The organism is Streptosporangium sp. NPDC001559 (assembly GCF_042893955.1).
Taxonomy (GTDB): domain Bacteria; phylum Actinomycetota; class Actinomycetes; order Streptosporangiales; family Streptosporangiaceae; genus Streptosporangium.
In genome coordinates this window covers 90,848-111,661 of sequence record NZ_JBIAVG010000018.1, presented here as the reverse complement: position 1 = coordinate 111,661, position 20,814 = coordinate 90,848, and the positions used below count along the sequence as shown (strand labels likewise).

Below are 20,814 nucleotides of genomic sequence, written 5' to 3'. Positions count from 1 at the left end.
CGAGGAGAGGACGAGGACGTGAGCGCACGCGAGGGACTGCTCAGGTCGGTTCCGTTCGAGATCGTCCGCGCCGAAGGCGACGACACCGACGACGGCCTGACTCTGCACGGCTACGCGGCCGTTTTCGGCCAGGCGACCCGCATCGACTCATGGGAGGGCATGTTCGACGAGTCGATCAGGAAAGGCGCCTTCCGTAAGAGCATCCGGGAGCGGACACCGGTCCTGCAGTTTGACCATGGCCATCACCCCCTCATCGGCTCCATCCCCATCGGCGCCATCCATGACCTGCGCGAGGACGATCAGGGCTTGGCGGTCTCCGCTCGCCTGTCGGACAACTGGCTCGTCGAGCCGGTCCGCCAGGCGATCGCCGAGGGCTCCATCGACGGCATGAGCTTCCGCTTCACGGTGATCCGTGAGGAGTGGCGCGACGTCAACGGCAAGCTCGTCAGAGAGGACGAGCTCGGCCGCCTGCTCTGGGACCCAGGCGAGCGCGGTCCGCTGCAGCGCGAACTGATCGAGCTGCGGGTCGCCGAACTCGGGCCAGTGGTCTTTCCTGCCTACGCGGGCACCAGTGTGGGTGTGCGCGCCCGTGAGGTCGCTGAGCTGATCGGCCGTGACCGGGTCCTGGCGCACGAGGTGCGCGCGTCGCTGGCCCGCGAGACGATTCCCCGCCCGGCCTCTGGCATCGAGGACCTGGGCGACCCGGACACCCGCCGTGAGGTGGCCCGCGCCATCCTCTTCGGCGACCAGGCTTCGGACGCGCCGCCCGATGATGGGCACCCGTCCACCTCTGAGCCCCGCCAACGTGCGGGGCTTCTTCATGACGAGGGCGCGCCGCTCCCTGACGAGCACCCGCCGGCGTCTCCCGACGCGCCGCCCCCTGGTGGGCACCCGTCGGCGCCCCCACCATCCGCTGACCGGCTCCGAGGCCAGATCCGCGAGATCGCGGGCCTGATGGCGGAGCGGCTGGCGACCATTCCGAAGGAGACGTAGTGGAGCTGTCCCACCAGCAGGCGGTGATCCGCCTGAAGGACATCAAGGCCGAGCTGGAGCGGCTCGGCGAGAAGCCTGAGCTGACCGCCGAAGACGAGCAGACCTTCGACGAGCTCACCCGCGAGTTCGCCGAGGTCGACAACCACCGCCGCCAGCTGGAGCGCAAGAGCGCGCTGGAGCGGGTGCGGGCCGCGGCCACCGCGACCGAGCGCGGTCCGGCCGCCCTGAAGATCGAGCGCGGCACGCCGTACGGCGCCGACGGGTACGACGCCGACCCGATCCTGCACCCCGACAGCGTCGACGACCTGAGGTTCCGCAACCCGTGGGACCTGTCAGACGTTCGGACCTGGGGGCGCAGCAAGGAGGAGGTCGGTGCCGAACTGCGCGCCCGCGCTCTGTGCGCCATCACCAAGATGCGCGGCGCGAACGACGCGATCCGGTCGACCGCCACGGACATCCTGGAGCGGTTCGACGACGAGGCGGGCAGCATCGCCCGCATGTGCCTGGCCACGAGCTCGCCGGAGTACCTGAGGGCCTGGAGCAAGATGGCCCGCGGCCTCGGCCACATGATCACCCCGGAGGAGCAGCGTGCCCTGGAGCGCGCGATGAGCCTCACGGACTCGGCCGGGGGGTATCTCGTCCCCTTCCAGCTCGACCCGACCATCATCCTCACCTCCAGCGGATCCAAGAGCGACATCCGCCGGGCGGCCCGCAACGTGGTCGCCACCGGCGACGTGTGGCACGGCGTCAGCGCGGGCGAGGTGACCTGGCGGTGGGCGGCCGAGGGCACCGAGGCGGGGGACAACTCGCCGACCTTTGACCAGCCCACGGTCCAGATTCACAAGGCCGACGGCTTCGTCCCGATCAGCATCGAGGCGCTGAGCGACGAAGCCAACGTCACCACGGAGGTCGGCCGGCTGCTCGCGGCGGGCAAGGACACGCTGGAGGCGGCGGCGTTCGCCACCGGCGACGGGTCCGGCAAGCCGACCGGCATCGTGACCGCCCTGGCGGGCGGCGCCAGCGAGGTGGCGCCCACCACCGCGGAGACGTTCGCGGCGGCCGACATCTACAAGATGGAGGAGTCGCTGCCCGCCCGCTACCGGTCGATGGCCTCTTGGGTGGCCAACAAGAGGATCTACAACCTCATCAGGCAGTTCGACACCAGCGGCGGCGCGCAACTGTGGGAGCGCATCGGCAACGGCCAGCCGAACGAGCTGCTGGGCTACCCGGCCCTGGAAGCCGAGGACATGGACGGCACGTGGAACACCTCCGCGACCGCGAACAACTACATCGCCGTCTTCGGCGACCTGTCCAACTACGTCATCGCCGACAGGATCGGCATGAGCGTGGAGTTCCTGCCGCACCTGGTCGGCGCCAACCGTCGGCCGACCGGCCAGCGCGGCTGGTACGCCTGGTACCGCGTCGGGGCCGACTCGGTCCACGACGGCGGGATGCGTCTGCTGAACCTGGCCACGACCGCCTGATCTGCGAAAGCGGTGCGGGCGGCCGGGAGGTCGCCCGCCCGCCGGGAGGAAATCTGATGATCAAGCGCAGTACCTCCTCGTTCGCCGCCGTGGTGGACGGTGTGCCGAGGGTCGTTCCGGTCGGCCACCTGGTCGAGGACGGCGACCCGTTGCTGGTCGGCCGTGAGCATCTGTTCGAGCCCGTGGAGACGCACCTGGCCCGGCGGGAACCGGCCGTCGAGCAGGCCACCGCGGCACCGGGCGAGCGCCGCTCGATCAGCGGTGTACGGCCCGGCCGCGCTCGCGGTAAGGCGTCCGAGGGTAAGGGCGAGACCGGTAAGGAGGCGGAGGAGTGAGGCAGACCGTCTACAACAGCGTCAAGGTCGTGCAGGTGATCGCTCCGGGCGCGCAGCGTACGAACGGCGCGGTGAACGGTACGGCCGTGGATCGGCTCCAGGCGGGCGTGTGGTTCAGGTCGGCGATGATCGTGGTCCACAGTGGCGCGATCACCGATGGGACGCACACGGTGACCGTCGAGGAGTCCGACAACGGCACCGACTGGACCGCCGTAGCCACTGCCGATCTTCAGGGCGCGCCACCGGCCATCGGCGGGTCCGACGACAACAAGTTGTGGGAGATCGGCTACGTCGGCTCCAAGCGGTACATCCGCCCGGTGCTCACCACGGCCACCGCGACGACCGGCGGGTACGTGGACGCGCTGGTTCTGCTCGGTGTGAGGCCGGTTCAGAGGCCGTAGGCCACAAGGTTGTGGGGCCGCCGGCGCGAGCGGCGGCCCCACCGTCACTACAGGAGTCTCATGTCTGATCCGTACCTGGTCGCTGGCCCTGCCACCATGGCGGGCATCCTGCACTCCCCTCCCCAGGATCTCTTCACGGTGTGGCTGGCCGACGAAGGGATCGACCGGACCCGGGGCCCCAGACTCACGGTGTGGCCTGACCGCAGCGCTTCGTACGAGGTGTGGGACCTCGACGAGGAAGGCGCTCGCCTGGAGAGAACCCACCCCGAGTCCCTTACCGTCGCGACGCTGCCCCCGATCAGCGGCGCTCCCGCCTGAGAGGTGATCCGCGGTGCCGTTCAACGACCTCGGCAAGAACAAGGCCCTCGATGGGCTCGACGAATCCGTATCCGGCGCCATCACTCACATCGGCGTCGGCAACCTGACCGACCCGGGAACGGGCACGAACTACGCGGGCACCGAGGCGACCGGCGGATCCCCGGCGTACGCCCGGCAGGCGGTCACGTGGGGCGCGGCCTCCGGCGGCCAGAAGGCCAACAGCGGTGCGCTGACATTCGACGTACCCGCGGGCAGCTACGGCTTCCTGCTGCTGTTCAATGCGAGCTCGGGTAACACGAACACCTACCTTGGCTACCTGCCGCTCAACGGGTCGGTGAAGGGCTTCTTCAGCGTGGACACCACGCTGACGAACGACCAGCTCTTGTCCGTCGCGCACGGGCTGGCCGACGGCGACAGGGTGCAGCTGTTCAACGTCTTCTCCGAGTCGCTGCCCACGGGCCTCACCGAAGGCACCGTCTACTACGTCGTCGGGTCGACCACGAACACCTTCAAGGTGAGCGCCACCCTCGGCGGGTCGGCGGTGGACATCACCGCGGTCGGCGGCGGTGAAGGGTTCTTCCAGAGGGTCGTCCCCGAGGTCTTCGGCTCGCAGGGGCAGATCACGGTGGCTATCGGCGCCCTGGTCCTGGACGCCACCGGCATCTGAACCCGGTAGGGGAAGGGGCACGGTATGGCCACCCGGCGCAATCTCTGCACCAATCCTGCGCTGTCGGTGGACGCCACCGGGTGGGGCGGAGGCGCCGCACCGACCCGCACAGCGGTCACCGGGTTCGTCCGGCCCTGGGCCGCCGAGTACGCAAGCGGGACCTTCGCCTCCAGTGCGGCGACTTCCACTGGGGCGGTCACGGTGGGCGCGACCTACACGGTGTCGGCCTACGCGCGGAGCAACACCTTCCAGGTCAACTCGGGCAGCATCTACATCGAGTGGATCAACGCGGGAGGATCCGGGTTCGGCTACCCAGCCGCGAGCTGGTCCGCCCCTTTCAACACGGTGACGCGCATCAGCGTCACCGCCGCCGCCCCTGAAGGCGCCGTCGCGGCTCGCGTCATCATCGATGGCATCAATTTCCCGATCAGCCCGGGGGATTTCACCGCCGTCTTGATCGAAGAGGCCGGAACCCTTGACGCCTACTTCGACGGCGACTCCGCTGGCGCGTCGTGGGATGGCGCTACAGGATTGTCGTCCAGCACGCTGACGGACACGTCGGCGTCCGCCGTCACCGCCTACGGGGGCTTCACACTCGCCGGGGCGGCGGGGGCGCGGAAAGCCGCCCGCATCATCGGCCGGGCGGACGTGAGCATCGCGGGTGCGAGCGCCGCCCGCAAGGTCGCCCCCATGGTCGGGGTGACGGGCGCGGTCCTGGCCGGCTCCGGAGTGATTCGCAAGGTCACCGTGGCGGCGGGCGCGCCCTACGTGCTGCTGAGCGGCCGTCATGCGCAGGCGATCAGCCGGGCCGTGGCCGGCATCTCCTCCCTGGCCGCGACCGGACGGGGCGTCGCCGCGAAGGTCTCCCGCGTCACCGACCTGGTGCCGCTGGCCTTCGCTGGTTCTGCGTCGGCGCGGCACGTCGCGGCGCCGTCGAGCGTCGGTGGCGTCGCGCTGACGGGCGCCGCGGCGAATGGGCATCGGGCGACGTCGGCAAGTTCGGCCGGTTTTCTCTTGGCGGGGGCTGGGGCGCCGCGCCGGGTCGCCGGGGCGGCCGGGCGCGGAGTGCTGCTGCTGGCCGCCCGCATGGATCTCACGGTCGGGCTCGCGCCTGCTCGTCTCACATCCGGGTCTCGCCCGCTGGCGTCCTTCCGAGGAGGGGTCGAGTGACTTACGCGTTCGGTGCCGCCATACGGCTCACGCAGGAGGTGCGTGTCGGCGGGGTGCTGACGACGCCCGCGTCGATCGCGCTTTCCGTGATGCTCCCGGACGGCACCGTCACTCCACTGTCGCCGGTCGCCGATGGCGTCGGCCTGTACCACTACGACTACGCGCCGACGCAGGCCGGGCAGCACATCGCCCGGTGGGTGACGACGGGTCCGGCAGGCTCCGACGAGGAGACCTTCGACGTCGCGCCGATATGGGGCGAGGCGGGGTTCGTCTCGGTAGCGGACGTGAAGGCGCACATGCGCAAGACGACGACCGAGGACGACGACCAACTGCGGGCCTTCGTGGTCACCGCCTGCCAGATGATCACCGACCGGATGGGGCAGGTCACCCCGGCCGCCTTCACCCACGACGTCACCCGGTACGGCGACACGATCGTGCTCCCTCGGCGGCCGGTCATCGCGGTCACCACGGTGGAGCGGCTCCCCGGGGGTGAGGTGCTCCCGGCGGCCGATGGGGTGGCCGGGACGGCGGGCTGGTGGCTGGACGGCTCGGAGGGCGTGCTGCGGCACACCGGCAGCTTCGGCGGTCGGGTGCGGGTCACCTACCGGGCGGGTCGCACACCGCTGCCGCCCAACTTTCGGATGGCCGCCCTCGAGCTGGTCGCGCACCTGTGGCGGGGGTCGCAGCACAACCAGGCCGGCAGCAGGCCCGCGCTCGGCGAGACGGACGCCATCGCGGCGTCCGTCAGGCCATTTGCCATGCCTTTCAGGGTGATGGAGCTGCTGGGCCTGAAAAAGCACCAGGAGCACGACGAGCCGCTGGTCGGCTGAGAGGGGCACCATGTCCACGATTCCTGCGGCGCTCGATGCCCTCGTCGCGATCGCCGTTCGGGCGTGGCCGGACGTGCAGGTCCTCGACGGCGGCCCGACGACCGAGGTCCGCGATGACGTGATCGCGATCGGCTACAGCGGCTCTCCGGAGGAGGCGGACGTGCGCAGCACGCTGTCGGCCGAGCAGTTGTCCGTCCAGCCCGACCTGGAGCGCTACGACATCCTCTGCATGCTCTCGGCCTGGCGTGGAGACGCGTATCGCGACGGGCAGCCGGATGCGCGCACGGTCCGGGAGCGGGCGTTCGAAATGTTGGCCGGGATTCGCCGGGAACTGGCGGAGGACTCGCGGCTGGACGGGGCGGTGATGATGGCCCGCATGTCGACCCTCGACATGGTGGCCGACCAGGCCTCCAGCGGCCCCGTGTGCACGATCCGCTTCACCGTGCACGTCGACGCGTTCATGGAGGCGTGACGGCATGGCGACGGGAAACCCAGCCGAGGAGATCCGCAAGCTGGCCAAGGACTTGGGGAAGATCCCGCCTGAACTGCGTAAAGCGATACGGCCCGCGCTGAAGGCGGCGGCCGAGCCGATCGCCGCCGACGCACGAAGGCGAGCCTCCTGGTCGCGCCGCATTCCTGCGGCGATCACCTTGGGCGTTCGGGTGAGCGCACGTAATCCAGGCGTGTATGTCCGTGCCCGCCAGACGAAGGCGCCGATCGCGCGAATGTACGAAGGCATCACCGGTAAGGGCACCTTCCGGCACCCGTTCTTCGGCGACCGGAAGCGCTGGGTGACTCAGGCAACTCGGCCGTATCTGGCGCCGGCGGCCGAAGCAGGGATGGGCGGGGTGCTGGACGCGGCGGCGGCCGCGGTGGACCAGGTCGCCCGTGAGCAGGGCTTCCGATGAGAAGGGAAGGCAGCAGATGGCGTTTAGGCTGACGTCGGCGTTCGAGCTTGAGGCCGAGGTGACCTCGCCGCTCGACCTGTCGACGCCGACGAACCTGGTGCGGTTCGCGCGGCAGATGAACTTGAAGCAGGGGGCTGGTGCCGGTCAGGCGGACATGATCTGGTCGGACCAGCGCACGATCGCCGCGAGCGGTACCGATGCGCTGGACCTGGCCGGTTCACTCAGCGGGCCGTTCGGTGGCACGTTGACGTTCGCCCGGATCAAGATGCTGCTGGTTGTGGCGGCGGCGGGCAACACGAACAACGTCAACGTCGTCATGCCCGGCTCGAATGGCGTGCCCCTGTTCCTGGCGGCCAGCGACGGCATCGCGGTGAAGCCGGGCGGGATGCTGTTCTGGTACGACCCGAGCGCGGCTGGGGTGGTCGTGACGGCCGGTACCGGTGACCTGCTGAACATCGTCAACAGCGGCGCCGGGACGAGCGTGACGTACGACATCCACATCGTCGGCGCGAGCTCGTAGGGGGTGCTCATGGAGACCGTGTGGATCTCGCACCCGCGACTGCCGGATTCCCCGCCGGTCGAGGTGCCCGCGTCGTCCCTGGCGCAGCATCAGCGGGCCGGGTGGGAGCAGACCGACCCACCCCCGCCACCCCCGCCGCCGGTCCTCGACCCGGACGGCACATCCGATCAGACCTCAGAAGCCCCGGCAGGCGCCGGGGCTTCTGCATTGCAGGACGAGTCGCCGAGGCGTCGGCGCGCGAGCACGGAGGAGAAGTAGAGATGGTCGCCACGCCGGTCACCCCCGCGAACAGGTTTTTCAGGCCGGGTATCACGAAGTGCTACTGGGTCGTGTCCATCGCCAACATCTCAGCTCCGACCAGGTCGGAACTGAATGCCGGATCCGACCTGAGCAAGGACATCGCCGACATCTCTGGATGGATGGTCAGCGGTCAGAAGATCGACACCCCGGACCTCAACTCGCGCTTCGTCTCGAACATCCCGGGCTTGACGTCGGCGGCGGAGTCCGCGATCACCTTCTACCAGGGAGAAGACAGCCAGGACGTGGGCGGCCTGATGCCGCGCGACACGGAGGGGCACATCGTGTGGCTCGACGGAGGCGACGTCGCCGGTCGGAAGATGGACGTCTTCCCTGTCCGCGTCCTGTCCGTCGGCAAGCAGCGGACCATGGGCGCGGAAGCGGCCCGACTGGTGATCCAGTACTCCGTCGGTGCTGAGCCTGCTGAGGACGTGGTGATCCCGGCGTGAGTCTGCGTGAGAGGCTGCTCGCCCGGCCGCGGCCGTTCGACACGTACTCGCTGCGGATCGACGACGACACCGAGCCGCGCAAGGCGCTGGAGGCGGCTCGGACGACCCTGCGGGTGTTGCAGTTCCAGGGGGAGGCGGCCGATGAGTCGGCCGTGCGCGCAGCCAAGGCCGCCCTGGCCTCGGCGGAGGCCTCGCTGGCGGCCTGCTACGAGCCGGTGGTGCTGCGGGCGATGCGGCCGGACGACTTCGAGGCGCTGATCGGCAAGCACAAACCGCGGGAAGGGACCGAGGACCGAACCTGGAACCTCGACACCTTCCCGGAGGCCTGCTTCCGAGAGTGCGTCGAGTCCGACCTGACGCCGGCCGAGTGGGACCAGGTCTGGGCGGAAGTCCTCTCGGCCGGTGAGCGGGGCGAGCTGTGCACTGCGGCGATCCGGGTCAACGTTCGGGTCCCGGACACCACGCTCCCAAAAGGCTGGACGCAGACCCAGGCTTGACGATCGAGCTGGCGGTCTGCGCCGCCTACCGCATCCGCCACTCGGAGTTCCTCGGCTGGGATGCCGACGACCGCGACAAGGCGATCTGGCAGTACATCCGAGAGCGGCAGGCGTGCAGGGACTGCGGGACGAGGCCTGACGAGTGGGATCCGAAGCGTGGCGGTGACCGCAACGCATACCTTGCCGAGCGCGAGCTGTGCCGTGGGTGCGAGGTCCTGCAGGGCGCCCAGGCCAGTTTGGCCGGAGATCCGGGCCGCATCCGCGGAGAGCGCATGGTGCTCATCCGAAGCAAGGAGGTGAGGGAGTCCCGTGGCCGTTCGTGACCTGATCATCGACATCAAGAGCCGCTGGGATGAGCGGGGCTCCAAGGCGGCCGAGGAGGCGCTGAAGAAGACGGAGGAGGCCGCCAAGCGCAGCCAGCGTGAGCTGGAGCGGATGGAGCGTGCCGCGGCCAAGGCTCGCGCTGAGATGGAGGCGACGGGGCAGACCGTCTCGGTCTTCGGCGCGGCGGCGGTGGCCGGGATTGGCATGGCGGTCAAGGCGGCCGTGGACTGGGAGTCGGCGTGGGTCGGGGTGACCAAGACCGTTGAGGGCACCCCGCAGCAGATGGCCGCCCTGGAAGGTGCTCTGCGCAGCCTGGCCAGGGAACTGCCGGCCACCCACGCGGAGATCGCGGCGGTGGCGGAGGCGGCTGGGCAGCTCGGTATCAAGCGTGAGTCCATCATCGGCTTCACGAGGACCATGGTCGCCCTTGGTGAGACGACGGACCTGTCGGCCGAGCAGGCGGCCACGGCCTTGGCCCGGCTGTCCAACATCATGGGCACCCCTCAGCAGGAGGTCGGACGCCTGGGCGCGTCCCTGGTGGCGCTGGGCAACGCGGGCGCCTCGACGGAGTCTGAGATCGTCGAGATGGCGCTGCGCATCGCCGGTGCGGGCAAGACGATCGGGCTCAGCGAGGGCCAGGTCCTGGGGTTCGCGTCCGCGCTGTCGAGCGTCGGCATCAACGCGGAGGCCGGCGGTTCGTCGATCTCCCGTGTCATGATCACGATCGCCCAGGCGGTTGACGCCGGCGGCCAGCAGGTGGAGCGGTTCGCCCAGGTCGCGGGCATGTCGGCCGACGAGTTCTCGACCGCATTCCGCGAGGACGCGGGATCAGCTCTGGGCGCCTTCATCGAGGGGCTCGGGCGGGTCGAGGCATCCGGCGGCAGCCTGTTCCAGACCCTGCAGCAGCTGGGTTTCAGCGAGATCGAGGTCCGCGACGCTCTCCTGCGCACCGCGCAGGCGGGCAGCCTGCTGACCGACTCGCTGCGACTCGGCGAGCAGGCGTGGTCGGATAACACGGCGCTCGCGGAGGAAGCGGCGAAGCGCTACGAGACGACCGCAAGCAAGCTGAAGGTCGCTCAGAACAACGTCACCGACCTGGGCATCACGATCGGCGAGACGTTCTTGCCGGTGCTCGGGGAGGCGGCTGAGCACACCTCGGGCTGGATCGCGCTGTTGCAGGACCTGCCGGAGCCGGTGAAGGCTGCGGGCGGCGTGGTGGGCGGCCTGGCCGGGGTCGTGACGCTGGCGGGCGGCGCGGCGATGATCGCCGTACCGAAGATGGTCGACTTCACCAAGACGTTGGAGGGGATGGGGCCGCGCGGCGCCGCGATGGCGTCCCGCCTGAGCGCCGTCGGCTCGTTCTTGATGGGCCCGTGGGGGGCGGCGCTGGCGGCGGCCACTGTGCTCACGATCGCATTCGCTGACATGCAGGCGGAGGCGGCGGGCCGCGTCAAGGAATTCACCGACGCGATCATCGAAGACCACGGCGTCGTGGCCGCTCTGACCAAGGAGAAGATCGCCTTTCGTCTGGTCGACGACGGCCTGATCGAGTCGGCGAAGCAGCTCGGCCTGAACCTGGACTTGGTGACGGGGGCGTTCAGCGGGAACAAGGAGCAGGCCGCAGCGCTCACCAAGCAGCTGGACGAGATGTTCGAAGCGCGGATGGGAAAGTCCTCTGGAATCGCGTTCCCATGGGATGAAGACGCGCGGAAGATCAAGAACGAGACGGACGCGATCCTCACCCTGAAGGACTCCCTTGGGGAGTACGGCCGCCAGCTGGACGCGGCCAAGGGCAAGGCCCAGGACCATGCTGACGTCAGCGGCAAGGCCGAGGTGAAGGTCAACAGCCTGGAAACCGCCATGAAGGGCTTGTCCGTCGAGATGGGCGGTCAGGGCCGGGTGGCGGGTGACCTGTCCTCCTTCATGCAGGGCCTGGCCACCACGTACGGCCTGGTCGGGGATGACGCCTCGAAGGCCGCCCAGAAGATGCTGGACTCGTGGTCGAGCGCGTTCAGCCAGTTCGGCGACATGTCCAGCGTGCTGCAGGACCTCGGGTCGTCCGGTGGCGGTGGCTCCTCGGCTGCTGACCGGCAGGCGGCTGCCGTCGAGCGCCTGGCGGAGGTGCAGCGCACCGGCGCAGACAAGATCAAGCGGGCGCAGCGTGATGTGGCGGACGCCCACGAGCAGGCGGCCGAGCAGTCGGTTGAGGCGCAGGAGCGGATCAAGGACGCCCAGGAGGCCCTCACCGCCGCGACAGAGGAGGCTGCCCGTAAGGAGGCGGACGCGGTCCAGGCGGTGGCGGACGCCCAGGAGCGGGTCGCCGAGCGCAGGGAGGCTCTTGCCACCGCGACGGAGGAGGCGGCGCGCAAGGAGGCTGATGCCGCCCAGAGCGTCGCCGACGCGCAGGAGAAGATCGGTGAGCGGCAGGAGGCGCTGGCCGCGGCGGCGGAGCGGGCCGCGCAGCGCGAGGCCGACGCGGTTCAGAAGATCGCGGATGCTCGGCAGCGGGTCGCTGACGTCGCGGAGGACTCCGGGCGGAAGATTGAGTCGGCAACGCGGAGGGTGGCCGACGTCCAGGAGGACGCGGCTCAGCGGGAGATCGCGGCGGAGCGGCGGCTGCAGGACAGCCACCAGCGCACGATCGAGGCCGAGCAGGACCTGGTCGAGGCCCGGGAGCGGGCGGCGCAGCGGCTGGAGGACCTCGCCCGCGCGCAGTTCACCGGCGAGCTCGACGAGGAGGGCGCGCAGATCGCCCTGGAGCGGGCGAAGGAGCGCCTCGACGAGATCACCGCCGACCCGGAGGCGTCGAGCCTGGACCGGCGCGAGGCCGATCTCGCATTCAAGCGCGCCAAGGAGCGCCTGGAGGAGATCCAGCGGCGCAACTCCGAGCTGAAACAGGAGCTCGCCGACGCCAACGAAGCGGGCATCGAGGGCAGCACCGAGGTCATCGGCGCCAAGGAGCGCATCGCCGCGGCGATCGAGGCCGAGCGGGAGGCCGAGGCGGCACTGGCCAAGCAGCGCGAGGAGGCGGCCCGCGCGGTCGCTGACGCCGAGCAGGCCCTGGCTGACGCCCGCCGGGACGCGGCCCGCCAGCAGGAGGATGCCTCGCGTTCTCTCGCGGAGGCTGAGGCGTCGCTGGCTGAGGTGCGCCTCGACGGGGCTAAGGACATCCTGAAGGCGCAGAAGGACATCTCCGACGCGCAGAAGGAAGCGGCGGACGCGTCGGCGGCACTGGACCGGACGCGCATCGACGGGGCTAAGGACATCCTGAAGGCGCAGAAGGACATCTCCGATGCCGAGAAGGCCGCAGCGGAGGCCGCGGTCGAGCTGGACCGCACGCGCGCCGCCAGTGCACAGGATGTGCTGAAGGCCCGTAAGGACATCGCGGACGCGGAGAAAGAAGCAGCCAAAGCGACCCGGGATGCGGCGCGGGACATCTCTGACGCCGAGGAGTCGCTACGGAAGGCCCGCCAGGACGCGGCGCGGGACACCGTGAAGGCCAACCAGGACGTTCGGGACTCCTGGGTGGATCTGGGCGGCACGGTGGCCGTCACCACGACCCAGTACCTGGCGGAGCTGGAGAAGCAGGTCAAGGACCAGGAGAACTGGGCCGACAACCTCATCAGCCTGGCGGGCCGGGTGCCGGACGAGATGCTCAAGGAGCTCGCCGAGCTCGGGCCGGGCGGGGCGAAGGTCGTCCAGCTGGCCACCCAGATGTCTGGCGAGGAGCTCCAGCGGTTCATCGCCCTGCACGGGAAGAGCGGCAAGGAGGCGGGCGACACCTTCGCCGAGAACCTCGCCGCGGCGGGGCCCGTGCTGCGCTCGATCGCCCAGACCCGAGGTCAGGAGATCGCCGACCGGGTGCGTGAGGGCATGGACGGCGGGCGCACCAGCGTGTTCGAAGCGGCGCGGCGGATCGGCGTCGAGATCGACAACGGCATCGGTAAGAACCGCGAGATCACGGTCTTCGTGAAGACCGACTACCAGGATGATCTGTCCCGTGAGGCGTTGCGTGCGGCCGTCGGCCTCTCTCACGCCTCGGGCGGGATTGACCGGTACGAGAGCGGCGGTATCGAGCGGTACGCGGTCGGCGGGTTGCGCCGGCCGACGGGGCCGATGATCGCTGGGCGCCCGATGGTGCTGTTCGGGGAGGGCCGCGACGACGAGGCGTTCATCCCGTACGACTCGGCCTACCGGCCTCGGGCCGAAAGCCTGCTCGCGCAGGTCGCCTCCGACTTCGGCGGCATGTACCTGCGGCCCATGGGGGCTGTGACGGCCCCAGTCCAGCAGGTGGCCGCGCCGCAGTCGCGCCGCCGCGAACCGGCCAACTTCAACTTCGAGATCCACGCCGCGCCCGCCCAGGACCCGCGCGCCGTGGCCGAGGAGGTCTACCTGCTGTCGATCTCGCGGGGCTACTGATGGCTGGGGAACTCATCACGGCGCCCTGGCAACTGGAGTGGGGCGGCTTCCTGATCGGCACCGGAACGCCGTACAGCATTCAGCGGATTTCGGGCTGGGAGGACCTGCCCGGTCTCGACATGGGGGCTGCGGCCAAACCGACTCGGCCCGGCTCCTGGCCGGGGGCGCCTCGCCCTCAGTCGCGGATCGTCACGGTGGAACTGGAATTCCGGGCGACCGTCGACCGGATGGACGAGGTGGTGGCGGCGCTACGTGCTGCGACGTCGAGGTCTACGACGGCGGACGAGGCGCCGCTGGCGATCCGCTTGCGGGGCGAGACGACGGTCGCGCTTGGGAAGGTCTCCAATCGCCTCGTCCTCGTGGATCACGCCTACAGTCAGGCGTTGGCACCGTCCGCCACGCTGCAGTGGCTGTGTTCGGACCCTCGCCGATACGAGCTGACCGAGAGGTCGCTGACGATCACCCCGGGCACTTCCGGTAGTGGCGGCCTGGTCTATCCATTGAGCTACCCGCTGACGTACGGCACGGCGGGCAGTGCGAACAACGGTACGGCGGCGAATGTAGGCAACGAGCCCACGAGTCCCGTGCTGACGTTCACGGGCCCGATCACGACGCCGCGACTGGTCAACACGACGCTCGGTTATGGCCTGGAGTTCGCCGTGGATGTGCTGGCGGGGCAGACGTTGGTCGTGGACGCCGACGCGGGCACGGTGCTGCTGAACGGCTCTGACCGTCTCTACACCCGCAGCAACCTGTCGGTGCCGGTGGAGTACTTCGAGCTCTACCCCGGAGACAACAACCTCACCTTGCTCGCGGCCTCCTTCGGGACCGGGGCGAGTCTGACCGTGACCTGGAAGTCGGCGTACCTGTGATGGAGGACTGACCGTGACGATTCGCACGCTGGCGCTGGCGAGCGCCACCACCAGCCTCCAGGATCACCGCCTGGCACTGGGGGCCTTCCTCGCGCCAGGCGCGTCTGTGCTGGAACGCCGAGCCGGGGTCTGCTACTACCCGGGGGCGGCGGACCTGACGGGAGCCTCCGCCCTGCAGGCGAACGTCGCGCCGTTCATCGCGGTGGTGGACGGCACCAGCAACAGCCTGCAAGGGCAAATCATCGTCGTGGTGGACGCGAACGAGCCGCTGACCTTCAGCGCGGGTGAGGCATCCGTCGCGCGCACCGACAGGGTCGTGCTGCAGGTCAGGGACAACGCCTACGACGCGTCGGGCTCGACCGACGCGCGGGTGGTGGTCGTCAAGGGCAACACCTCGACCGGCGCAGCCAACCCGGTCCCCGCGTCGTCGATCCTGCTGTGGGAGGTGACCGTCCCGATCGGAGCCTCCAGCATCACGTTCGCGTCGGCGCGGACCGACAAGCGGACCTGGACCGGAACCCCGATGCGAATCCCGGTCAACTCCTCGACCGAGCGGGACGCGCTGCCGACCATCCCGGGACTGGAGGTTCTGCGGCTGGACACCGGCAACGTCGAACAGTACTGGTCTGGCGCCTGGCGACAGATCAGCGGCGGCGGTGGCCTTGGAACTCCCACTCTCTCGATGGTCGGGACTTTGATCACCGGCACCGGGAAAACCCGGTTCTATAACGACTCGGGGCAGGCGCTGACGATCAAAAGCGTTCGGGCATCGGTGGGCACCGCTCCGACAGGGGCGAGCATTCTGATTGACGTCAACCTGTCGGGAACCACCATCTTCACCACGCAGGCGAACAGGCCTGCTATCGCTGCTTCTGGGTTCACCAGCGGGCTGGTCACGAACATGAACGTCACCAGCTGGCCCAATGGTGGCTATCTGACGGTGGACGTAGATCAGGTTGGGTCAACCGTTCCTGGCGGGGATTTAACGGTGCAGATCGCGGTGTAGTCAGGCGGGCCCGCATATTCATGCGATTGTTTGGAGGTAGCCGGTGCCGACTTTTCGCGCGGCGTCTCAAGTAGCGTCAGGGGCGGCGAGTTTCTCCTGTGCTAAGCCCACCGGAGTGGTTGCGGGGGACATTCTGGTGGCGTTCCAGGCGACAGGCGACGGAACTTTGACGGACATGACCACTCCCACAGGAGGGGCTACCTGGACCCTTCTGGCCTCGCGGGCAGCAGAAAGTACCTTTGCGGGCGGCACCAAAATATGGTGGAAGATCGCCGGGGCCAGCGAGCCGTCAAGCTACGGGTTCACTCAAGTGGCCACTCCGTTTTCGGGAGCAGTTTCTATCGTCGCAGCGCAGGCCGCCTCTACAGATGTTCCGGTAATCGCGCAGGTCGGAGGAGGGGGCGGGGCGACTCTCATTCCGACCCCATCGACCACGCCGAATGGTTCGGATGACCTTGAGATCCGATGCGTGGCCGCTCACTACACCAGCTCGGCGATGTCATGGACGCCTCCAACAGGGTTTACGGAACGCACCGATGTCCAGGTTGACACTGATGTGAGTATGTCAACTGCAACCAGGACGCTGAACAGCAGTGGCGCGACTGGCGTATTTTATTTCACTTCAACGGTATCATTGTATTCATATCACGGGTTTACGATAAATATCGGAACTCCTATCCCTCGGGGGTTTTGGGGTGTGCCGATCGCTTTCTAGGCATCTTTGTCTGTCGGCATGTTGATTGGTGCGCCATTGCGATGGGGGTGAAATGACTATTCGCCACTGCGTCATCGCGGACCTGCTCACGGATCAGACGCTGACCGAGATGGAGCTGTCCGTCGAGACATGCCAGCGCCGGATCATCGTGCCCGGGGCTTTCCGGGCGACCGCCGCGCTGCCGAATCTCGCCCAGACCGAGAAGGCCCGGAAAATCGTCGACGGTCGAACCGTGATCCACGTGATGCGCGGCTACGACATCTGGGGCAGCTACCCCATCTGGTACACCGAGCCCGCCATGGACGAGCAGGGCAACCTAACCCTGAAGATCCAAGGTGCTGCCTTGGAGTCGTACGCGTACAGGCGGAAGATCCGGGCCAATTTGAGCTACACGGGCCAGGACCAGATCGAGATCGCACGGCAGCTCCTCACCCACATGGCGGCCCGGCCCGAGGGGGACCTTGGTCTGGTGCTCACGCCGGGCAACAGCGGCGTGACGCGGGACCGGACCTACCGGGCGTCGGAGTCGGCCACGTACGGCGAGCGGCTGGAGCAGCTGGCGAACGTCGCCGATGGGTGTGAGTACATGATCCGCACCTACATCGACCCCGCCACCGGGGAACGCGTCCGGCAGTGGGTGTGGGGGTACCCGACGCTCGGGTCGCCGACGATCACCCGGGACATCAGCCAGCCGGGCAAGATCAAGTCCTGGTCGTACCCGTCCGACGCGACGCAGGCCGCGACCGCCTGGCAGGCGCGCGGCGACACGATCCAGGACGACCTCAGCACCGCGAGCGAGCCGCTCATGAGCACGGTGTACGAGGACGCCGCCAAGCTCGCCGCCGGGTATCCGCTGCTGGATCAGACGGTGGACTACAGCAGCGTCCGCGACCAGGCGACCCTCAACGGGTACGCGCAGACGCTGGCTGCGACCAGGAGCGGGTCGGTATCGATTCCTCGGATCGTCGTGCACTTCGACGACGCGTTCAGCATTGACCCCAACTTCCTGGGCGACAAGGCGCGCTTCACCCTGGTCAACAACTGGTTCCCGCTCGACGCGTTCGGCGCGCCCACCTTCGTGAAGGAGTGGCGGATCGTCGGCATGGACCTCAAGCCGCCGACGGCCGACGACCAGGAGGAGAGAGCAGAACTCATCTTCGAGGAGGCGTCCTGATGGCGACACCGCGATACCCGCGCACCGCCGCCGATGAGCTGGCTGATGCGCGGACGGCACGGACCGCGGCGCAGACCGCCGGGCAGTCGAGGGCGCCCTTCGCGCGCGCGTCGCAGGGGTTGATCCTGCCGAACCTCGGTGCGGACCCTGCCCCGCCACCGTCCGGGGTGATCCTGTACGCGAAGGCCGGCCACCTGTACTGCCGAGAGGCGGACGGGTCAGTGCATCAGCTCACTAGCTGAGGGAGACCTTCACCGCCGGGCTGTCGGCCTGGGCGTAGTCGTGCAACTCCAGCGCCGTCGGCCTGCTGCCGGCGGGCACGTCGTACACGAAGGCCCCGGTGAGCGTCTGGTTCGGGTTGATCGGCTTGATGACGAGAGCCAGGTCGCCCATGTCGTAGTTCGCAGCCTGTGCATCTTGCCGGTATGCCCGGCCTTGATCGTCGACGAGGGCTTGGCGGCCGCCGAGGATCGGTATGGCCTTGCTGGCGTGGCTCGTGACGGAGACGTGCACCAGCACCCACTGGCCTTGTGCCTGCACCGGCTTGTTCGTGATGGGCTCCTTCAGCTGGGCGCCTTGCTCGACTCGGGTGACGGTGAAGGTCAGATCCCCGACCTGGACCGGCTGGCCGACCTTTGTTGCGGCGGCGGGTGGCGCAGCGGATGTCGGCGCGTCAGAAGATGGCGTTGGCATCGGAACCGGGGTGAGCTTCAGCGCGTCTCGGCCGCACTGGTTGGAGGCCTTCCTCTCCCGCACGATCTGATCGACGCCCTTCCGGTACTCGGCCTGCTGCTCTGCAGGCAGTACGTACCGCCAGGCCCCGTCTTCGAAGGTGAAATCGAAGGTGGTGGCGGCGATGAGCCGGGTGACTCCTACTCGTGCGGTGGTGCCGGTCACGGTGACGGCGCCGACCACGAAACGCACTCCCTGCGCGGGCTGGGCGCACTCGGTGTGCATTCGGATGAAGTCCTCGCGCCCCATCAGGGCTTGGGAGGCGGTTGTCCAGCGGTCCCAGAACGCGCCGTAGTCGCCCCCGGCGTACGCGTCCAGCGTCTGTTGCGCGGCGGCGCGGGCGCCGTCCTCGGTCTGCTCTTGGGTCCCCAGGTCTTGCGCGACCTCGGTGCCGTTGGCGGCGGCGGTGCCTGAGGAGCTCGTGGGGGGTCTGAGCACGAGGATGATCGCGAGAACCGCAGCCCCGGCCAGGAGGGCTGTCCCGAGCACGATGGCTATGGGGGACAGAAGCGGGCGGCGTCCGTAAGGGTCGTATTGGGGTGGGTACGACACGGTTTCTCCTGGTGCGCGCGAAGGGTGCGGTGTGTGACGCCTGAGCCACCCGGCCGGGCTACGTCGTGGCCGTGTTCGGCCACCCGAGGGAGGGGCGGGGCCCATGCAGGAACCCAGCGTCGATAGCGCGCTGGCCGAGATACGGCGGCTGGTAGAGGTCGGCTTCGAACGCACCGCCGGCCAGAACGCTCTCATCCTGCAGCGCCTGGACCATGCCGACGGGCGCCACGCCGACCTCGCCAAGCGCGTTGACGCCGACCGTGCCGTCGCCGAAGCCCGCGGCCAGGCGCTGGAAACCCGGCTGGACGCGCTGGAACGGGACGTCGTCACCCGGCCCCAGCTGGCCGACCGGACTCGGCAGATCCTTGCGGTTGTCGGTCTGCTGGTGACTGCGGCCGGCGTGCTCATCCCGGTCGTCATCAGCCTGATCCGCTGACGGCGGTCAGACCTGGCGCAAAGGCGCCGTCAGCGAAAGAAGGAGGAGCGGTCATGAGGTTCGTGCAGGCCGCGAAGCATGGTGGCGGCCAGACGTCAGTGTCGCGGATCGTGATTCACGCCACCGTCAGCCCGTGTGTGGAGGGCGGTGCGAAGGCGGTCGCGCGGTACTTCCAGTCGTCTTCGGCGGGCGGGAGTGCGCACTACATCGTGGACCCGGGCGAGGTGGTGGCGGCGGTGCGGGAGACGACGGTGGCGTACCACGCCCCGCCGAACACCGGCTCGATCGGCGTCGAGCTGTGCGACCCGCAGAAGGGCCCGGCGTCCCGGTGGGCTGATGACGACCACCAGGAGATGCTGCGGCGGGCGGCGGTGCTGGTGCGGCAGGTCGCGGCCCGGTGGGATGTGCCTCTGCGACGCCTGTCGGTGGCTGAGGTGCGGGCGGGCAAGCGGGGCATCTGCGGGCACGTGGACGTGTCGGCGGCTTTCAAGCAGACGGACCACTCAGACCCGGGGAGCAGCTTCCCGTGGGACGAGTTCATGGCGATGGTGCGGGGCGACGAGGCGAAGCCCATCAAGGTCGTCGTGCGCGACGGCGTCGCCCTGTGGCCGGGCCGTGTGCTGCAGGTCGAGGATCCGATGCTGCATGGCGAGGACGTGGAGGCGTGGCAGGAGCGTCTCGTCCGGCGCGGGTGGCGGCTCGACGTCGACGGCTGGTACGGCCCGCAGTCGCGGACGGTGTGCCGGTCCTGGCAACGGGCGGTGGGCCTGCCGGTCACCGGCGTCGTCGATCGGACGACGTGGGAGTCGACGTGGGCGTGGAAGCCGCCGGCCGAACCTGAGCCCACACCCGAGGAGCCCGCGGCGCCGTGATCGAGGGGGCGCTGCTCGCCTACCTGCTGGGCCGCGATGAACGGCCCGATTTCATACCAGATCGCATACCGCACGACCCTGACCAGCCACGTTCGGGCTGGTCTTCTTGTTTTCCGCCCCGAGAGGGCGGTGGTCTCCCCAAGGAGGAGCGTATGCACGGAGAGCCCATCACGACGTCGCGGCCGGCGGTGGAGGCCAAGGTGAAGTGGGCCACGCTGGGAACTTACCTGGGGTCAGTGGCCGCGCTGAGTGTGCTGCAGGCGGTGAACAGCGATTTGTCGCTGATCGCGTTCTGGCCGGACTGGCTGGAGACCATCACCGTGCCGCTGATCCCGACGGCGATCACGGCGGTGTCCGGCTTCATGGCCCGTCATACGCCCCGCCCGGATTTGCCGCTGTCGCAGCGGTAGTCTCAGCTTGTGGGGTCCCGGACGTGCGGCCAAGCCGGTCGGGACCCCACCCAGACTGCAGCGCCCCGCTCGTCCTCCTGCGCGGAGGGCGGCGGGGCGCTTTCGTGCTGTCCGAGCACTCCTCATAGGATCGCCGCCGTACCACGCGCCACCCCGGGGAGAGCTATGTCCGACACCTACGACTTTCCGGAACGCCTCATTCAGGCGCAGCGCGCTTTCTGGGCGGCGACGGACGCGGTGGAGCAGCTGTGCCGGGAGTTGCCGCCGTCGCTGGAGATGACCGACGAGCAGCGAACCCAGCTGGCTGAGGTGCGATCAGCGCAGATGGCCGCGCTGGAAACGCTGTATCAGGATGAGTGGTGGGGCGGTACGGGCCAGCGCCATGATCGGCAGGTCGCGCTGAGGAAGGCCGCTCGGGAGGAGAGCTGAATGG

Annotated in this window: 23 protein-coding genes; 22 read left to right on the top strand and 1 reads right to left on the bottom strand. The window is 69.0% G+C overall.

What is annotated here, in order from left to right:
* Positions 1–18: 18 nt before the first annotated feature.
* From ACFYY8_RS33625 to ACFYY8_RS33540, 18 genes are all read left to right on the top strand, one after another.
* Entirely contained in the window at positions 19–993 is a 975-nt protein-coding gene (locus ACFYY8_RS33625) for an HK97 family phage prohead protease (protein ID WP_390048028.1), read from the top strand.
* On the top strand, positions 993–2,477 hold the full coding sequence (locus tag ACFYY8_RS33620; protein WP_390048026.1) for a phage major capsid protein: 1,485 nt from the start codon (positions 993–995) through the stop codon (positions 2,475–2,477). The genes ACFYY8_RS33625 and ACFYY8_RS33620 overlap by 1 nt, the downstream gene beginning before the upstream one ends.
* Positions 2,478–2,533: 56 nt before the next feature.
* Positions 2,534–2,812, top strand: a complete 279-nt coding sequence (locus tag ACFYY8_RS33615; protein WP_352015352.1) for a hypothetical protein — start codon at positions 2,534–2,536, stop codon at positions 2,810–2,812.
* Entirely contained in the window at positions 2,809–3,213 is a 405-nt protein-coding gene (locus tag ACFYY8_RS33610) for a hypothetical protein (RefSeq protein WP_390048024.1), read from the top strand. The genes ACFYY8_RS33615 and ACFYY8_RS33610 overlap by 4 nt, the downstream gene beginning before the upstream one ends.
* Positions 3,214–3,273: 60 nt before the next feature.
* On the top strand, positions 3,274–3,531 hold the full coding sequence (locus ACFYY8_RS33605) for a hypothetical protein (protein ID WP_390048022.1): 258 nt from the start codon (positions 3,274–3,276) through the stop codon (positions 3,529–3,531).
* Positions 3,532–3,544: 13 nt separating this feature from the next.
* Positions 3,545–4,198 carry a hypothetical protein gene (locus ACFYY8_RS33600; protein ID WP_390048021.1) on the top strand — a complete coding sequence of 218 codons (654 nt, stop codon included), beginning with the start codon at positions 3,545–3,547 and terminating at the stop codon, positions 4,196–4,198.
* Between the two features lie 24 nt (positions 4,199–4,222).
* Positions 4,223–5,368, top strand: coding sequence for a hypothetical protein (locus tag ACFYY8_RS33595; protein ID WP_390048019.1), 1,146 nt, complete (start codon positions 4,223–4,225; stop codon positions 5,366–5,368).
* A complete protein-coding gene (locus tag ACFYY8_RS33590) occupies positions 5,365–6,198 on the top strand; it encodes a hypothetical protein (RefSeq protein ID WP_390048018.1) in 834 nt (277 codons plus the stop codon). Before ACFYY8_RS33595 ends, ACFYY8_RS33590 begins: the two co-directional genes overlap by 4 nt.
* Before the next feature lie 10 nt (positions 6,199–6,208).
* Entirely contained in the window at positions 6,209–6,670 is a 462-nt protein-coding gene (locus ACFYY8_RS33585; RefSeq protein WP_390048016.1) for a hypothetical protein, read from the top strand.
* 4 nt (positions 6,671–6,674) lie between these two features.
* On the top strand, positions 6,675–7,106 hold the full coding sequence (locus ACFYY8_RS33580) for an HK97 gp10 family phage protein (protein WP_352015345.1): 432 nt from the start codon (positions 6,675–6,677) through the stop codon (positions 7,104–7,106).
* Positions 7,107–7,122: 16 nt separating this feature from the next.
* Positions 7,123–7,626, top strand: a complete 504-nt coding sequence (locus ACFYY8_RS33575) for a hypothetical protein (protein ID WP_386197138.1) — start codon at positions 7,123–7,125, stop codon at positions 7,624–7,626.
* Between the two features lie 260 nt (positions 7,627–7,886).
* Entirely contained in the window at positions 7,887–8,372 is a 486-nt protein-coding gene (locus tag ACFYY8_RS33570) for a hypothetical protein (protein ID WP_386197137.1), read from the top strand.
* Positions 8,369–8,869, top strand: a complete 501-nt coding sequence (locus tag ACFYY8_RS33565; RefSeq protein WP_390048013.1) for a hypothetical protein — start codon at positions 8,369–8,371, stop codon at positions 8,867–8,869. Before ACFYY8_RS33570 ends, ACFYY8_RS33565 begins: the two co-directional genes overlap by 4 nt.
* The gene (locus ACFYY8_RS33560) at positions 8,866–9,192 is read left to right on the top strand and encodes a hypothetical protein (RefSeq protein WP_386197135.1); all 327 of its coding nucleotides are present in this window, start codon (positions 8,866–8,868) and stop codon (positions 9,190–9,192) included. Before ACFYY8_RS33565 ends, ACFYY8_RS33560 begins: the two co-directional genes overlap by 4 nt.
* Entirely contained in the window at positions 9,179–13,612 is a 4,434-nt protein-coding gene (locus ACFYY8_RS33555; RefSeq protein ID WP_390048011.1) for a phage tail tape measure protein, read from the top strand. Before ACFYY8_RS33560 ends, ACFYY8_RS33555 begins: the two co-directional genes overlap by 14 nt.
* Positions 13,612–14,484, top strand: coding sequence for a phage distal tail protein (locus ACFYY8_RS33550; RefSeq protein WP_390048009.1), 873 nt, complete (start codon positions 13,612–13,614; stop codon positions 14,482–14,484). The genes ACFYY8_RS33555 and ACFYY8_RS33550 overlap by 1 nt, the downstream gene beginning before the upstream one ends.
* 13 nt (positions 14,485–14,497) lie before the next feature.
* Entirely contained in the window at positions 14,498–15,490 is a 993-nt protein-coding gene (locus ACFYY8_RS33545) for a hypothetical protein (RefSeq protein ID WP_390048007.1), read from the top strand.
* Between the two features lie 767 nt (positions 15,491–16,257).
* Positions 16,258–17,379, top strand: coding sequence for a hypothetical protein (locus tag ACFYY8_RS33540; RefSeq protein ID WP_390048005.1), 1,122 nt, complete (start codon positions 16,258–16,260; stop codon positions 17,377–17,379).
* Positions 17,380–17,613: 234 nt separating this feature from the next.
* Here the strand turns inward: ACFYY8_RS33540 and ACFYY8_RS33535 are convergent, their stop codons facing one another.
* Entirely contained in the window at positions 17,614–18,600 is a 987-nt protein-coding gene (locus tag ACFYY8_RS33535; RefSeq protein WP_390048003.1) for a DUF4352 domain-containing protein, read from the bottom strand.
* Between the two features lie 166 nt (positions 18,601–18,766).
* Here ACFYY8_RS33535 and ACFYY8_RS33530 point away from each other — a divergent pair, with 166 nt between their 5' ends.
* From ACFYY8_RS33530 to ACFYY8_RS33515, 4 genes are all read left to right on the top strand, one after another.
* A complete protein-coding gene (locus tag ACFYY8_RS33530; RefSeq protein WP_390048001.1) occupies positions 18,767–19,099 on the top strand; it encodes a hypothetical protein in 333 nt (110 codons plus the stop codon).
* A gap of 53 nt (positions 19,100–19,152) precedes the next feature.
* A complete protein-coding gene (locus ACFYY8_RS33525; RefSeq protein ID WP_390047999.1) occupies positions 19,153–19,971 on the top strand; it encodes an N-acetylmuramoyl-L-alanine amidase in 819 nt (272 codons plus the stop codon).
* Positions 19,968–20,381: a hypothetical protein gene (locus ACFYY8_RS33520; protein ID WP_386197128.1), complete on the top strand. Its 414-nt coding sequence runs from the start codon at positions 19,968–19,970 to the stop codon at positions 20,379–20,381. The genes ACFYY8_RS33525 and ACFYY8_RS33520 overlap by 4 nt, the downstream gene beginning before the upstream one ends.
* 165 nt (positions 20,382–20,546) lie before the next feature.
* Positions 20,547–20,810, top strand: coding sequence for a hypothetical protein (locus tag ACFYY8_RS33515; RefSeq protein ID WP_390047997.1), 264 nt, complete (start codon positions 20,547–20,549; stop codon positions 20,808–20,810).
* Positions 20,811–20,814: the final 4 nt, after the last annotated feature.

Excerpts from the sequence above, each read along its gene's own strand:
- ACFYY8_RS33515 (WP_390047997.1), top strand. The coding sequence starts at position 20,547 with ATGTCCGACACCTACGACTTTCCGGAACGCCTCATTCAGGCGCAGCGC.
- ACFYY8_RS33580 (WP_352015345.1), top strand. The coding sequence starts at position 6,675 with ATGGCGACGGGAAACCCAGCCGAGGAGATCCGCAAGCTGGCCAAGGAC.
- ACFYY8_RS33550 (WP_390048009.1), top strand. The coding sequence starts at position 13,612 with ATGGCTGGGGAACTCATCACGGCGCCCTGGCAACTGGAGTGGGGCGGC.
- ACFYY8_RS33540 (WP_390048005.1), top strand. The coding sequence starts at position 16,258 with ATGACTATTCGCCACTGCGTCATCGCGGACCTGCTCACGGATCAGACG.
- ACFYY8_RS33605 (WP_390048022.1), top strand. The coding sequence starts at position 3,274 with ATGTCTGATCCGTACCTGGTCGCTGGCCCTGCCACCATGGCGGGCATC.
- ACFYY8_RS33570 (WP_386197137.1), top strand. The coding sequence starts at position 7,887 with ATGGTCGCCACGCCGGTCACCCCCGCGAACAGGTTTTTCAGGCCGGGT.
- ACFYY8_RS33595 (WP_390048019.1), top strand. The coding sequence starts at position 4,223 with ATGGCCACCCGGCGCAATCTCTGCACCAATCCTGCGCTGTCGGTGGAC.
- ACFYY8_RS33615 (WP_352015352.1), top strand. The coding sequence starts at position 2,534 with ATGATCAAGCGCAGTACCTCCTCGTTCGCCGCCGTGGTGGACGGTGTG.
- ACFYY8_RS33585 (WP_390048016.1), top strand. The coding sequence starts at position 6,209 with ATGTCCACGATTCCTGCGGCGCTCGATGCCCTCGTCGCGATCGCCGTT.
- ACFYY8_RS33575 (WP_386197138.1), top strand. The coding sequence starts at position 7,123 with ATGGCGTTTAGGCTGACGTCGGCGTTCGAGCTTGAGGCCGAGGTGACC.
- ACFYY8_RS33525 (WP_390047999.1), top strand. The coding sequence starts at position 19,153 with ATGAGGTTCGTGCAGGCCGCGAAGCATGGTGGCGGCCAGACGTCAGTG.
- ACFYY8_RS33530 (WP_390048001.1), top strand. The coding sequence starts at position 18,767 with ATGCAGGAACCCAGCGTCGATAGCGCGCTGGCCGAGATACGGCGGCTG.